This is a genomic window from Paraciimarium castrense LEGE 11436 (assembly GCF_056633055.1).
Genome location: NZ_JBSJOW010000009.1, coordinates 1 through 13331, shown reverse-complemented (window position 1 = coordinate 13331; position 13331 = coordinate 1). Strand labels below are relative to the sequence as shown.

The 13331-nt window shown below is 68.0% G+C and carries 14 protein-coding genes and 2 tRNA genes; 9 read left to right on the top strand and 7 right to left on the bottom strand.

Annotated features, from left to right (window positions below; translation table 11 throughout):
- Window positions 1-41: 41 nt before the first annotated feature.
- Entirely contained in the window at window positions 42-1019 is a 978-nt protein-coding gene (locus tag ACWJIO_RS12725) for a class I SAM-dependent methyltransferase (RefSeq protein WP_480313958.1), read from the bottom strand.
- 80 nt (window positions 1020-1099) lie between these two features.
- Here ACWJIO_RS12725 and ACWJIO_RS12720 point away from each other — a divergent pair, with 80 nt between their 5' ends.
- Entirely contained in the window at window positions 1100-1531 is a 432-nt protein-coding gene (locus ACWJIO_RS12720; protein WP_480313956.1) for an MAPEG family protein, read from the top strand.
- Window positions 1532-1551: 20 nt separating this feature from the next.
- On the opposite strand, the gene ACWJIO_RS12715 is transcribed toward ACWJIO_RS12720, so the two are convergent.
- Together ACWJIO_RS12715 and ACWJIO_RS12710 are read right to left on the bottom strand one after the other, a co-directional pair.
- Window positions 1552-2064: a DNA-processing protein DprA gene (locus ACWJIO_RS12715; protein ID WP_480313954.1), complete on the bottom strand. Its 513-nt coding sequence runs from the start codon at window positions 2062-2064 to the stop codon at window positions 1552-1554.
- 36 nt (window positions 2065-2100) lie between these two features.
- Complete coding sequence (locus tag ACWJIO_RS12710; RefSeq protein ID WP_480313952.1) at window positions 2101-3198, bottom strand: phosphotransacetylase family protein; 1098 nt, start codon at window positions 3196-3198, stop codon at window positions 2101-2103.
- Window positions 3199-3346: 148 nt separating this feature from the next.
- Here ACWJIO_RS12710 and ACWJIO_RS12705 point away from each other — a divergent pair, with 148 nt between their 5' ends.
- Window positions 3347-4099, top strand: a complete 753-nt coding sequence (locus tag ACWJIO_RS12705) for an NAD-dependent epimerase/dehydratase family protein (RefSeq protein WP_480313950.1) — start codon at window positions 3347-3349, stop codon at window positions 4097-4099.
- Window positions 4100-4102: 3 nt separating this feature from the next.
- Here ACWJIO_RS12705 and map read toward each other — a convergent pair whose 3' ends face one another.
- A complete protein-coding gene (map, locus tag ACWJIO_RS12700; RefSeq protein WP_480313948.1) occupies window positions 4103-4960 on the bottom strand; it encodes a type I methionyl aminopeptidase in 858 nt (285 codons plus the stop codon).
- Between the two features lie 222 nt (window positions 4961-5182).
- On the opposite strand from map, the gene ACWJIO_RS12695 reads away from it, so the two are divergent.
- The 6 genes from ACWJIO_RS12695 (at window position 5183) to gltX (ending at window position 8163) form a co-directional block, all read left to right on the top strand.
- Entirely contained in the window at window positions 5183-5491 is a 309-nt protein-coding gene (locus tag ACWJIO_RS12695; RefSeq protein ID WP_480314162.1) for a peptidase, read from the top strand.
- 166 nt (window positions 5492-5657) lie between these two features.
- Window positions 5658-5996, top strand: coding sequence for a 50S ribosomal protein L19 (gene rplS, locus ACWJIO_RS12690; RefSeq protein ID WP_480314160.1), 339 nt, complete (start codon window positions 5658-5660; stop codon window positions 5994-5996).
- 62 nt (window positions 5997-6058) lie between these two features.
- Window positions 6059-6131, top strand: a tRNA-Trp gene (locus ACWJIO_RS12685).
- Between the two features lie 36 nt (window positions 6132-6167).
- Window positions 6168-6356, top strand: a complete 189-nt coding sequence (locus tag ACWJIO_RS12680; protein ID WP_006043540.1) for an SH3 domain-containing protein — start codon at window positions 6168-6170, stop codon at window positions 6354-6356.
- A gap of 218 nt (window positions 6357-6574) precedes the next feature.
- A tRNA-Asp gene (locus ACWJIO_RS12675) sits at window positions 6575-6648 on the top strand.
- Window positions 6649-6699: 51 nt separating this feature from the next.
- Window positions 6700-8163 (top strand): glutamate--tRNA ligase, encoded by a 1464-nt coding sequence (gene gltX / locus ACWJIO_RS12670; protein ID WP_480313946.1) that lies wholly within the window; start codon window positions 6700-6702, stop codon window positions 8161-8163.
- Here gltX and ACWJIO_RS12665 read toward each other — a convergent pair.
- Both ACWJIO_RS12665 and ACWJIO_RS12660 read right to left on the bottom strand, forming a co-directional pair.
- Window positions 8095-9390, bottom strand: coding sequence for a cation:proton antiporter (locus tag ACWJIO_RS12665; RefSeq protein WP_480313944.1), 1296 nt, complete (start codon window positions 9388-9390; stop codon window positions 8095-8097). The two genes, gltX and ACWJIO_RS12665, sit on opposite strands and share 69 nt — an antisense overlap.
- On the bottom strand, window positions 9387-9632 hold the full coding sequence (locus tag ACWJIO_RS12660) for a hypothetical protein (RefSeq protein ID WP_480313942.1): 246 nt from the start codon (window positions 9630-9632) through the stop codon (window positions 9387-9389). The genes ACWJIO_RS12665 and ACWJIO_RS12660 overlap by 4 nt, the downstream gene beginning before the upstream one ends.
- A gap of 90 nt (window positions 9633-9722) precedes the next feature.
- On the opposite strand from ACWJIO_RS12660, the gene polA reads away from it, so the two are divergent.
- Window positions 9723-12821 carry a DNA polymerase I gene (gene polA / locus ACWJIO_RS12655; protein WP_480313940.1) on the top strand — a complete coding sequence of 1033 codons (3099 nt, stop codon included), beginning with the start codon at window positions 9723-9725 and terminating at the stop codon, window positions 12819-12821.
- Here the strand turns inward: polA and ACWJIO_RS12650 are convergent.
- On the bottom strand, window positions 12763-13224 hold the full coding sequence (locus ACWJIO_RS12650; protein ID WP_480313938.1) for a DUF6165 family protein: 462 nt from the start codon (window positions 13222-13224) through the stop codon (window positions 12763-12765). The genes polA and ACWJIO_RS12650 overlap by 59 nt on opposite strands.
- Between the last annotated feature and the right edge of the window lie 107 nt (window positions 13225-13331).

Below are 13331 nucleotides of genomic sequence, written 5' to 3'. Positions count from 1 at the left end.
CCTGGCGCAGTTCCCCCAGCGACACCGTCCAGCCCTGGCGCTCAGCGCACGGCCACCAGCACCCGATGCCTGGGGTCGCAGGCCTGGCCCCGCACCGCCTGGAAGCCCGCCTCCGCCAGGGCTCCCGGCAGATCAAGGCGGAAGTAGTCCTCCAGGTAGGGCTCGGTGCTTTTGAGCAGGGTGGCGATCGGGGCGGGCAGCCGGCGGATCACCGCCGAGCCCGGGTCCTGGTCGACCAGGGCGATCACCCCCGACGGCCTCAGCAGCCGGGCGGCCTCGGCCAGCACGGCCCTGGTGGCGGCGGCAGGCAGTTCATGGCACACGAACTGCAGCGTGATCAGATCCATGCAGGCGTCCGGCAGGCCCGTGGCCTCGGCGGCCGCATGGCGCCAGGTGTGGATCTCCTGGCCGGCATCGCGCACCCTGGCCACGGCCAGCATCTCGGGCGAGAGATCGACCCCCTGCACCCTCACCGGGACCTGCTGGCGTTGCTCCAGCCAGTGCTTGAGGGCCAGGGTTCCCACCCCCACCGAGCAGCCCAGGTCCAGGGCATCCCGCACCGGACGGCCCTGGAGGCTGGGTTCGATCGCCGCGAAGATCGCCTGCCGCAGGCGCTGCTGAGCTTGGGGTGGAGTAAGTGCTTCATCGGGCCAGACCCGCAGGGCCATGGCGTCGGTGGCCTGCTCCGCCTCACAGGCGGCCTGCCAGCAGAGGTTGCCCTGCTGGTAGGCGTGAAAGCGGGCCCGGTAGTAAGCGGGAGTCAGGGTGTGGGGGCTGCGGCTCGCCTCCAGCAGGGGCTCGGCTTGCCGCTGCAGCTCCTGCCGCCGGGCCCGCCAGGCGATGCCGCGACCTTCGGCGGTGCGGATGATCAGCTGGCGCGCCTGCAGAAACATCAGGCGCCGCAGGGGCTCCACCGCCAGCAGCAGGGCAATCAGGCGGCCGAGGGGATGGCGGTTGTCAATCCAGTTGGGCGGCACCGCCGCTGACGCGGGCGAGGCAACAGGGGCGGAGGATGTCATGGGGTGCCGGGGCGTGGCCTGATCCTGGCCCAGGCGGCTGCGATCATGCAGGCGCAACCACCACGCGATCCCCGGTCACCATGAGAGTCACCGCCGCCGCTGCCCCCCTGGCCTGGTCCCTGGCACTGGCCGGGGCCGTGGTGGTGCTGAGCACGGTGCCCCTGGGGGCAGCCCGCTCCCAGGCCGATTTCAGCCTTGACGACCTGCAGGCGCCGCGCGCCATGTTTGAGCGGCTGCCGGCCTGGGGCAAGCGCGCCAGCTGGGCCCACCAGAACAGCTTCGAAGCCTTCACCCTGCATGCACCCGCCGTTCTGCTCTGCCTGGTGGCGGGGGCCACGGGCCCGGCGGTGGTGGCGGCGGCCTGGCTGCATCCGGCCCTGCGTCTGGCCTACCTGGGGGCCTACATCGGCAACCTGCCCCCGCTGCGCGGGCTGTGCTGGGCCGCCGGAGTGGTCTGCAGCGGCATCCTCTACGTGGCCGGGCTCAGGGCCATGCTCGCCCTGGTCGGCTGATGCGGATCAGCTGATCAGGATCAGTCGAAGTAGAGCAGGCTCACCACCTTGCCCATGTCCTCGGCCACCCGCACGCTGGCCAGCAGCGTCTCGCTGTCATGGAAGGCGTAGCAGATCAGCTGATCACAGCGGGTGATGATGTCCTGATTGCAGAGGCTGCTGGCCATCGGCAGAGGCAGATCGTCGTGCTCGGGCTTCTCGATCAGATGCAACACCCGATCGAGCTGCTCGCGCGATTCAGTGGGCTGGCGGTCCAGGCTCTGGGGCAGCAGCACGGTGAGACGGGAGGGATCGATTTCAAGAACGCTCCGAATCACCGCGGCGTTGACCCCCTGGGCCCCGGAGGTGATCAGATTGTGACCCTCCTGGGCCAGGGAGCGCGCCATGACTTCGACGAGATGGATTGACACCACCGGCACATGGCGGCTGCCCAGGATGGCGATCCTGCGCTTGCTGGTGTCCTGGAGCATGGCGAGCTCCTGAGCCAGGGTGTCGATCCGTTCGATGGAAGGAAGATCCAGGGACCGGGTCACCGCAAGATCGCAGGCTGCGCCAAGAAACTAGCAGCGTTATTGGACCATTGCGGGCAAGCGTAGGCGAGTGAAAAGACGCTCGAAATCGAAGTGTTCCTCCACAAGGCGCACCGCATAGGTGGCCTTGACCGCCTCATGCAGCCGCACGTGGCCAAAGGCACGCTCGATCACTTCCACGGTGGTGAGGGTGTCGTGCTCCACCTTGAGCAGGGGCACGTCCAGCTCCTCAGCTCGGGTCAGCAACTGGGGCAGCGGGTCGCCGGCGCCGGTGAGGATCAGGCACTGGGTGGAGGCCTCCAGGGCGGCCAGCTGGATGTCGGTGCGGTCCGCACCTGTGACCACGGCCATGTTGCGGCGGCGGCGGAAGAACTCCATCGCCGAATTCACGTTCATGGCGCCGATCGAGAGGGTCTCCACCAGCAGATCAAGGCGATCCCGGCAGCAGAGCACCTGGGCGCCGAGGCGGCGGGCCAGCTCCTCCACGGTGACGCTGCGCAGCAGCGGACTGCGGGGCATCACCGCGAGCACCGGCAGGCCGAGCTGTTCGAGGGCGGGCACGATGTCCTGGCCGAGCTGGGGCACCATGGCGGGGTCCACGGCATTCAGCACCACGCCCAGCAGGTGGTCGCCGAGGCGGGCCTTGGCCTCCAGCAGGGAATCCACGCTGCGGCTGTCGTTCCAGGGCTGCACCAGCAGAACCGGGGCATCCAGGCCCTGGGCCAGCTGAGGAAGGCTGAGCCCATACAGCAATCCTTCGTGCAGGCTGCCGGCGGCCTCCAGCAGGGCCACGCCGTCGAAGTCCTGAGCCAGCCGTTGCCTCAGCTGGGCGAAGCCCGCGCCGGGATCGAGGTCTGCGGCCAGCAGTCGCTGGCGCGCCACGGAGGGCTCCAGGGCATCCAGGGAGGGAATCAGCTGATGGGCCTCCAGGCCGAGGGTGGCCCCCACAAAGCGCACATCCGCATCCAGCAGGGGTTCACCGGCGGGGGGGAGGTCCTCGCCATCGAGGGTGGTGGCCAGGGGCTTGCCGAAGTGCACCCCCAGACCCTGGCGGCGCAGGCGCCGAGCCAGGCCCAGCACCACGGCCGACTTGCCACTGAACGGTTCACAGGAGCCGATCAGCAAGGTGGGGGCCATAGATCTGCCTCGCCGAGGGCTGCCGGTGGTGTCAATCTAGGGTGGGTCCTGGTGCCGAACGCCCCGGCCGCCCCGGCAGCTGGCCCAGCCCCGTACGGTGTGGCCAAGCGCTCACCTGCAGAGTTCTGATCCCCATGGTCGCGCCCTGATGGCCCCTGCCGCTTCCCGCCGCCAGGCCCCCACGGTGGCGATCACCGGTGCAAGTGGAGCCCTGGGCCGGGCGCTCTTGCGACAGTGGCACCGCCGTGGTGCACGCCTGATCGCCCTCAGCTCCGGGCCGGCCCCGCTGGACCTGCACGACGACGACGGCTTGCCGATCCAGCTGCAGCAGGTGCGCTGGCAGGTGGGGGAGGAGGAGAAGCTGGGTCCCCTGCTCCAGGACCTGGACGTGTTGGTGCTCAACCACGGCATCAATGTGCACGGTTCCCGCTCCGAACAGGCGGTGGCCAGCTCCCTGGAGGTGAATGCGCTCAGCAGCTGGCGCCTGCTGGAGCTCTTTGCCGCGGCCGCAGCTGCGCGTGAGCGGTCTGGTGGGGCCGGGGATCGGCCGCGTCCGGAGGTTTGGGTCAACACCTCGGAGGCGGAAGTGCAGCCGGCCCTGAGCCCGCTCTATGAGATCAGCAAGCGCCTGATGGGCCAACTCTTGAGCCTGCGGTCGCTGGAGCTGGGGAACCAGCTGCGGCTGCGGCGACTGGTGTTGGGCCCCTTCCGCTCTGCCCTCAACCCCATTGGCGTGATGCCGCCCGATCTGGTGGCGGCCCTGGTAATGCGGCAGGCCGAACTGAACTGGGGCCTGATCATCGTCACCCCCAACCCGTTCACCTACGTGGTGATGCCGCTCTCGGCCCTGGGGCGCTGGCTCTACTTCCGGGCCTTCACCAGCCCCCAGGGCAGGCCCTGAGGCTCAGAAGTCGCGGTCAGTGAGGATCTCGCAGCCATCGGAGGTCACCACGATCGTGTGCTCCCACTGGGCCGAGAGGCTGCCGTCCACGGTCACCACGGTCCAGCGGTCCTTGAGGGTGCGGCAGGTCTTGCTGCCGGCGTTGAGGATCGGCTCCACCGCCAGGGTCATGCCGGCCCGCAGGGTCATGTTGGGCAGATCGCGGGTGCGGAAGTTGAACACCGAGGGCTCCTCGTGCAGGTTGCGGCCGACGCCGTGGCCGGTGTAGTCCTCCACCACCGCATAGCCGTGGGCCTCCACGTGGTCCTGCACGGCGCCGGCGATATCGAGCAGGGTGTTGCCGGCCTTGATGCAGGACAGGCCCTGCATCAACGACTCCTGGGCCACCCGGGCGAGGCGCCGCGCCGGTTCGGGGGTCTCGTCTCCCACGCAGAGCGTGACGCAGCTGTCGCCGTGGTAGCCCTCGAAGTAGGCGCCCGTGTCCACCTTGAGCAGGTCGCCGGCCTTGATCACCCTTTTGGCGCTGGGGATGCCATGCACCACCTCGTTGTTGATCGAGGCGCAGATGCTGGCCGGAAAGCCGTGGTAGCCCTTGAAGCTGGGCACGGCACCCATGGCCCGGATGCGGCTCTCGGCATGGGCATCGAGATCAGCGGTGGTCATGCCGGGAGCGGCCATCGCCATGATCTCGCGCAGCACGGTGGCCACGATGCGGCTGGCCTTGCGCATGGTGGCGATTTCCCGCGCCGATTTCACCTCCACGCCGCGGCGGGTCTTCTGGATGCGCGGCCCGGCCTGAACCAGGGGCGAGGGGGCGGTGGTGGCGCGGGTGCTGGCCAGCAGATCGGCAAACAGATTCATTCGGATCGGCGGTGGGCGGGCACGGTTACAGCTGATTCTGGCGGACCCGGGCCTCGATAGGGATCCGGCCCCAGCCGCAACGGCGGTTCCATCATGGGTCCGTTGCCGGCAGGCCTGCGACCCACCGTCCAGCCAGCCCCCAAGCGCCCTACGCACCGGTTCAGCGTGACACCGTCCCAGGCGGAAGACTCCCAGGCGAAGCCAGCCCAGCCCAGGCCCTCAGTGCCCCTGCTGCTGCGCCTGCGCCAGGCCCATGCCGCCGTGGCGCCGCTGGTGCTGCTGCCGCTGCTGGTCACGGTGTCCACCGGGGTGTCCTACCGGCTGTTGCGCGACTGGGCCGGTCTGGGTCGCGACCAGGCCCATCTGCTGATGGTGTTGCACGAGGGGGAGTGGCTGAAGCAGTGGTTCGGATCCAACGGCGAGACCCTCTACGTGCTGTTCAATGGCCTGGGGCTGTTGTGGATGCTGCTGAGCGGTGCCGCCATGGCCGTGCAGCGGCTGCAGCGGCAGCTGAACCGCAAGGGGGGGTGACCCCAGCCCGTACACTGGTGGTTTGGCCAGGCGACGCGGAGTTGAGATGGCGGTTGAGGACACGAAGGACCAGCACATTGATGACGAGACCAGTCTCGATGGAGAGAGCGTGACAACAGAGGCAGCCCCTCAGGTCACCACGGGCAAGCTCAGTGCCTATGCCCTGATGCAGGCCTTCGAGAACGAGCAGCTCAAGAGCGACCTGCCCGAGATCTACGTGGGCGACACCGTCAAGGTTGGCGTGCGCATCCGCGAGGGCAACAAGGAACGGGTTCAGCCCTACGAGGGCGTGGTGATCGCCAAGCGCCACGGCGGCCTGCACGCAACAATCACGGTACGGCGCATTTTCCAGGGCGTGGGCGTGGAGCGGATCTTCCTCCTGCACAGCCCCCAGGTGGCTTCCGTGACCGTGGAGCGGCGCGGTAAGGTGCGCCGGGCGAAGCTTTTCTACCTGCGCGATCGGGTGGGGAAAGCCACCAGGGTCAAGCAACGCTTCGACCGCTGAAGGATCCTCCGCAAGGAGGGTCCGGTCGGTTTCGTCAATGTCTCACTGGGGACATCGGCCCTGCGCCGTTAGTTCAGTTGGTAGAACGCAGGTCTCCAAAACCTGATGTCGGGGGTTCAAGTCCTCCACGGCGCGTTCGATGTCCCCACCTGCTGTTTCATGGTTCCGGACATGGAGTTGGATCTACAACCCGGTGATGTGGTCAAGGTGCTCGAGTCTGCCGCTCTGGGCTGGGTTCGAGCTCGGGTGATCCGGGTCAAATCCGGAGGCCGGGTGGTTGTACAGAGTGATCAGGGCCGGGAATTCACGGCCCGCGGCAATCAGGTGCGCCTGATCGAGCCAGCCGGCTTCCGTCCCTGATCCTGGCGCGCTGCCCCACAGCCATGGACCGGCACGCTGTTGCTGGTCCGCCTCGGGCTCCCCTCAACAGTTGACGTTGGGGCCAGCGATCACAGATACTTCCGAGGTCGAGAGCAGGCCTGAGCGCTTGGGCCTTTGGCCTCTTCCGCCCATCAAGCCACCGCGACCGATTCAAGGGTCAGCCCACCCGATGGCCCGCCTGGGTCCATGACCCGTCTGGGACTGTAGTTCAACCGGTTAGAGCACCGCCCTGTCACGGCGGAAGTTGCGGGTTCGAATCCCGTCAGTCCCGTTTCCCTCCACTGGCCGTGCTCCGGCAGGTGGTTTCGATGGAGTGCACCAGGTGACTTCAGCCGGCGCGGTGCGCGTTCGACTCGCCCCCAGCCCCACCGGCACCCTGCACATCGGCACGGCCCGCACGGCGGTGTTCAACTGGCTGTTTGCCCAGCGCCACGGCGGCCGTTTCCTGCTTCGCATCGAGGACACCGACCGCGAGCGCAGTCGCCCCGAATTCACCGCCAACATCCTCGAGGGCCTGGGCTGGCTGGGCCTCGACTGGGACGGCGAGCCGGTGATCCAGAGCCAGCGTCTGGGGGCCCACCAGGCGGCCATCCAGCAGCTGCTTGACTCCGGCCAGGCCTACCGCTGCTACGCCAGCGAGGCCGAGCTCACCGCCATGCGGGAGCTGCAGGCGGCCAGCAAGCAGGCCCCCCGCTACGACAACCGCCACCGCTCGCTCACGCCCGAGCAGCAGCAGGCCTTCATCGCTGAGGGGCGCGAGCCGGTGATCCGCTTTCGCATCGACGACGCCCGCAGCATCAGCTGGCACGACCTGGTGCGCGGGGCGATGCGCTGGGCCGGTTCAGACCTGGGCGGCGACATGGTGATCGCCCGCCGCGCCCCGGCCGATCGCATCGGCGACCCCCTCTACAACCTGGTGGTGGTGGTGGACGATGCCTTCATGGCGATCAGTCACGTGATCCGCGGCGAAGACCACATCGCCAACACCGCCAAACAGCTGCTGCTCTACGAGGCCCTGGGCCTGGAGCCCCCCGTGTTCGCCCACACCCCCCTGATCCTCAACCAGGCCGGCAAGAAGCTCTCGAAGCGCGACGGCGTGACCTCGATCAGCGACTTCCAGGCCATGGGCTACACGGCGGCGGCCCTGGCCAATTACATGACGCTGCTGGGCTGGTCGCCGCCCGAGGGCATGGGCGAGCGCTTCAGCCTGGAGGAGGCGGCCGGGGTGTTCGACTTCGAGCGGGTGAACCGGGCCGGGGCCCGGTTCGACTGGGACAAACTCAACTGGCTCAATGGCCAGGTGCTGCACGAGCTGGGGCCGGAGAGTCTGCGGCAGCAGCTGCTGCCCCTGTGGGCCGCTCGGGGCTGGCCTGAGCCGGGAAGTGGCCAGGCCGCCCAGGCCCAGGCCGACCCCCACTGGCAATGCCAGCTCTGCGCCCTGATCGGCCCCTGCCTCACCCTGCTCCAGGACGGCGTCGAGCAAGCCGAGCCCTTCTTCAGCCAGCCGCCGCTGACGGAGGCCGCCAACCGGCAGCTGGAGGTACCTGGTGCCAGGCAGAGCCTCAAGGCCCTGGTCCAGCTGCTGCCGGATGAAGCCCTGGAGGCCGATCAGGCCCAAGCACTGCTCACGGCGGCCGCGAAGGACGCCGGCGTCAAGAAAGGGGTGCTGATGAAGAGCCTGCGGGCCGTGCTGCTGGGCAGCCTGCAGGGTCCCGATCTAGTGGCCACCTGGCTGTTGCTCCACCGCAGCGGGGAGGATCGTCTGCGCATCAGCCGCGGCCTCTGAGGAGGTGCTGGCGGCCTCGGGCTGTTCGCCCGGCGGTTGATTGAGGCCTAGCCAGCTCACCAGGGGACCTGCGCTCAGGCCCTGCAGCCCCACCGTGAGCAGGATCGTTAGGAACACCAGGCCCTGCAGCCGGCCCGCCCCCACCACCCCCGCCTGCTCCAGGCGGATGGCGAACAGGCTGGCTACAGCGGCGGTCACGATCCCCCGGGGCGCCAGCCAGCTGAGCACGGTCTGCTGGGCCAGGCTGAAGCCCATACCCCAGGTGGCCAGGGCGATCGCCAGGGGGCGCAACACCAGCATCAGGCAGAGCACACAGGCCACACCGCCCCAGCCGAGCGGACTCAGCTGGGCAAAGCTCACGTCGGCGGCCAGCAGCGGAAACAGCATCGTGATCGCCAACTGAGCCAGCTGGCGGATCAGGGCATCGAGCTTGGCGGCGTCGCTCTCAAGTCGACGCCCCACCACCATCCCGGCGGCCACCGCGGCCGGCAGCCCCGACTCCGCCAGCACCTGCTCGGCCCCGGTGAACATCAGGAAGAGGGTGCCGAGGGTGAGCTGCAGCCTCAGCGGATCGGTACGCGGCTCCACCGGCAGGCGCCGCAACACTTCCGCCAGCAGCCAGCCACAAGCAGCCCCCAGGCCCACCCCGCCCCCCAGGCGCAGCAGGAGGCCCGTGGCCAGCTCGCGCCAGCCATGGAGGTTGCCTAGCACCAGCTCCAGGAGCAAGAGGGCAAGCACGGCACCGATCGGCTCCAGCACCAGCCCTTCCCCCTCCAGCACTTCGCCAAGGGGCGGCCGCAAGCCGATCTGTCGCACCAGGGGGGTCACCACGGTGGGACCAGTGGCCAGCACGATGGCACTGAACACCCCCGCCAGAGGCCAGTCGAGTCCAGCGAGCCCATGGCCCACAACCAGGCCGCCCACCAGGGCCAGCACCAGGCGCACCCCCACGATGCGCAGCACCGCCTGCCTGGTGCCGTCGGGCGGGAGGCGCAGGTTGAGGCCACCATCGAAGAGCACCAGGCTCACGAACAGGCCCACCACGGTCTCGAGGCCGTCGCCCAGATCGAGCGGTTCGACCAGGCCCAGACCGGCCCGACCGATCAGCAGCCCTGAGCTGAGCAGCAGCACCACCCCAGGCAGGCCCGTGAGCCAGGCCAGAGCTTGGGCCACGGCGCCGGAGAACACCGTGACGCCCCAGAGCAGGCCCAGTCGCTCAGGGGTCATGCATCATCAGCAGCACTGAACCGTGGCTCGACATGGATTCCGATCACCGCTGATGGGCGCACCACCAGGTATTCCCCGTCGAGCTCGGAGATCGGCACGTTCACGAAGGTGTCGGGGGCCGCTGCGGTCAGCAGCCCCCGGTACCACTCCTGAAAGCCCTCCAGGCTCTGGAACATCACCGTCTGGGTCTGACCGCCGCTGAGGTGGAGGTGAACGGCATAGCGCCGGGGGATGCGAGACATGGCAGGGGTGGTTCACCGGCAAGGCGTCTGCCCAGGATGGCCCAGCGGGGGGCGGGTGGCAGGCTGGGGCCCTGAACGATCAGGACAGGCGTGGCAGCAGCAGAACCCGACAGCGCCAGGCCGCTGCTGCTGTTGATCGATGGCCACTCGTTGGCCTTTCGCAGCTACTACGCCCTGACCAAGGGTGGCGATGGCGGCCTGAGCACCCGCGAGGGGGTGCCCACCTCAGTGACCTACGGCTTCCTCAAGGCCCTGCTCGACCACTGCAAGGGCCTGCAGCCCCAGGGGCTGGTGGTGGCTTTCGACACGGCGGAACCCACTTTCCGCCATCAGGCCGACGAGACCTACAAGGCCCATCGGGATGAGGCCCCGGAAGCCTTCTTCCAGGATCTCGCCAACCTGCAGACGATCCTGCAGGAGAGCCTGGACATCCCCCTGTGCATGGCCCCGGGCTACGAAGCCGACGACGTGCTGGGCACCCTGGCCAACCAGGCGGCCAACGAGGGCTGGCGGGTGCGCATCCTCTCGGGCGATCGCGATCTGTTTCAGCTGGTGGATGACAGCCGCGACATCGCCGTGCTTTACATGGGCGGCGGCCCCTATGCCAGGAACTCCGGGCCCCTGGAAGTGCGCCGCGAGGGCGTGGTGGCGAAGCTGGGCGTGGCGCCGGAGGAGGTTGTGGACCTCAAGGCCCTCACCGGCGACAGCAGCGACAACATCCCCGGCGTCAAGGGTGTGGGTCCCAAGACCGCCATCAACCTGCTGGCGGCCTACCAGCACCTCGATGGGATCTACGAGGCCCTGGCGGAGCTGGAGCAGGCCGGCGCCAAGGCGAAGGATCCCAAGGGGGTGCTGAAGGGGGCCCTGATCGGCCGCATGCAGGACGGTCGCGAGAAGGCCTACCTCTCGCGCATGCTGGCCGAAATCCTGGTGGACATCCCCCTGCCCCAGCCCCCGCGGCTACGGCTTGGGGCCGTGGACAGCGAGGCTCTGCGCACCAGCCTGGAGGAGCTGGAGCTGCACAGCCTGGCCAGGCAGGTGGACGGCTTTGCGGCGCTGTTCTCGTTGGAGCAGCCCGCAGGGACAGAAGGGAGCAGCCAGGTAGCCGGTGCTGCAGATTCAGCTCGAACGACCAAAGCCAAGACAGCGCAAGCTGGGCCCCGGGGGAAACAGTCCGAAGCTCAGCGTCCCGACCCGCAGCCGCCAGGATCCCAGCAGTCGGGATCGCAGCAGGCGGGATCCCCATCAGCGGATTCCAAGCCCCATGACAGGCAGCAGAACGAACCGCCTGTTTTGTCACCCCAGTTGATCACCACCTCTGAAGGGCTGGCGGAATTGGTGGAGCGCCTCCAGGGCTGCAGCGATCCCAAGAACCCCGTGGCCCTCGACACCGAGACCACGGCGCTGAATCCTTTCCAGGCCGAGCTGGTGGGCATCGGCGTGGCCTGGGGGGAAGGCCCCAGCGAGCTGGCCTACATCCCGATCGGCCACCAGGCCGCCATCGCTGACGACCTGCTGAGCCCGCCGCCGCCGCCGCCTGTCCAGCTTGCTCTCGATCAGGTGCTCACCGCCCTGGCTGCCTGGCTGGCCAGCGCCGTACACCCCAAAGCGCTGCAGAACGCCAAGTACGACCGGCTGATCCTGCTGCGCCACGGCCTGGAGCTGCGGGGGGTGGTGATGGACACCCTGCTGGCGGATTACCTGCGCGATGCCAACGCCAAGCACGGCCTGGAGGTGTTGGCGCAGCGCAATCTCGGCTTCACACCCACCAGTTACGGGGAGCTGGTGCCCAAGGGCGCCAGCTTCGCGGCTGTTGCGATCGAGGCCGCCGCCCTCTACTGCGGCATGGACGTGCACGTGACGCGGCGGCTGGCGCCGCTGCTGCGGCGAGACCTCGAGGCGATGGGGCCGGCCCTGCCGGCACTACTGGATCAGCTGGAGCTGCCCCTGGAGCCGGTGCTGGCCCAGATGGAGGCCACGGGCATCCGCATTGACACGGCCTACCTTCAGGAACTTGGCGGCACCCTGGGCAGCACCCTGGAGCGGCTGGAGGCCGAAGCCAGGGCCGCAGCGGGGGTGGATTTCAATCTGGCCAGCCCCAAGCAGTTGGGGGAGCTGCTGTTCGACACCCTGGGGCTGGAGCGCAAGAAGTCGCGGCGCACCAAGACAGGCTGGAGCACCGACGCCAACGTGCTCGAAAAGCTGGAGGACGACCATGCGGTGGTGCCGCTGGTGCTGGAGCACCGCGTGCTGAGCAAACTCAAGAGCACCTATGTGGACGCCCTGCCCAGCCTGGTGGAGCCTGAAACCGGCAGGGTGCACACGGACTTCAATCAGGCAGTGACCGCCACGGGCCGTCTCAGCAGCAGCCATCCCAACCTGCAGAACATCCCCATCCGCACGGAATTCTCACGGCGGATCCGTAAGGCCTTCCTGCCCCAGGAGGGCTGGACGCTGATCAGCGCCGACTACTCCCAGATCGAGCTGCGCATCCTCACCCATCTCTGTGGCGAAGAGGTTCTGGTGGAGGCCTACCGCAACGGCGACGACGTGCACGCCCTGACGGCAAGGCTGCTGCTGGAGAAGGAGAAGGTGACCAGCGAGGAGCGACGCCTGGGCAAAACGATCAACTTCGGTGTGATCTACGGGATGGGAGCCCAGCGCTTTGCCCGGGAAACCGGAGTGAGCCAGACTGCAGCAAAGGACTTCCTCAGCCGCTACCGGCAGCGCTACCCCAAGGTGTTTGCCTTCCTGGAGCTGCAGGAACGGCTGGCCCTCAGCCGCGGCTATGTGGAGACGATCCTGGGGCGGCGGCGGCCCTTCGTCTTTGATCCTGGCGGCCTGGGCCGTTACCTGGGGAAAGACCCGCTGAGTCTGGACCTGGAACTGGCTCGCCGCGGCGGTCTTGAAGCCCAGCAGCTGCGAGCTGCGGCCAACGCTCCAATCCAGGGCTCCAGCGCCGACATCATCAAACTGGCCATGGTGCAGCTGCAGGCGCGTCTTGAGCACGAAGGCCTGCCGGCCAGGCTGCTCCTGCAGGTGCACGATGAGCTGGTGCTGGAAGCAGCCCCCGAGGCCGCTGAGGCGGTGCTGGAACTCACCCGCCACACCATGGAGCAGGCCATGACACTCAGCGTTCCGCTGCTGGTGGAGACGGGGTGTGGCCCGAACTGGATGGAGGCGAAGTAGGGCGAGCCTCGCCCGGTCGCGGAGGAAGTGCGTAGTGCTTTTCTTCGATCAGGGGGCTGCCGCAGGCAAGATTGATCGCTCGCTTGATGGCGGAACGGCGGTCGTTGATGCGGTAGATGCTGCGGGCCAGTTCCACGAAGGAGGCGCCGAAGTCCTGGGCACGCTCCTTGGCACGAATGCCGTCTTCCGCCTCCCACAACTGAGCGTTGACCGCCTGTAGCTGTTGCTGCAGGTCTTCGGGCACAACAAGCGGTGCTGCGGCGAGCACAGCGTTCAGAAGTTGATACTCGATCCGGACGTGTTCAAGGGCCTCAGCCTCAAAGTGCCTGCACTTCAACTCAAGGATCGTGAGCTTATCGATCAATTCACCCACTGAAACCGGTATCTGGATCAAGGAGTCCATAGGCACAGAATGGGCACAAAAAAGCCGCCCGAGGGCGGCCTTAGTGAACATGAGAGCAGAGCACAAAAAGTTTTACCTGGCATCGACCTATTTTCTCAGGGGGCTTC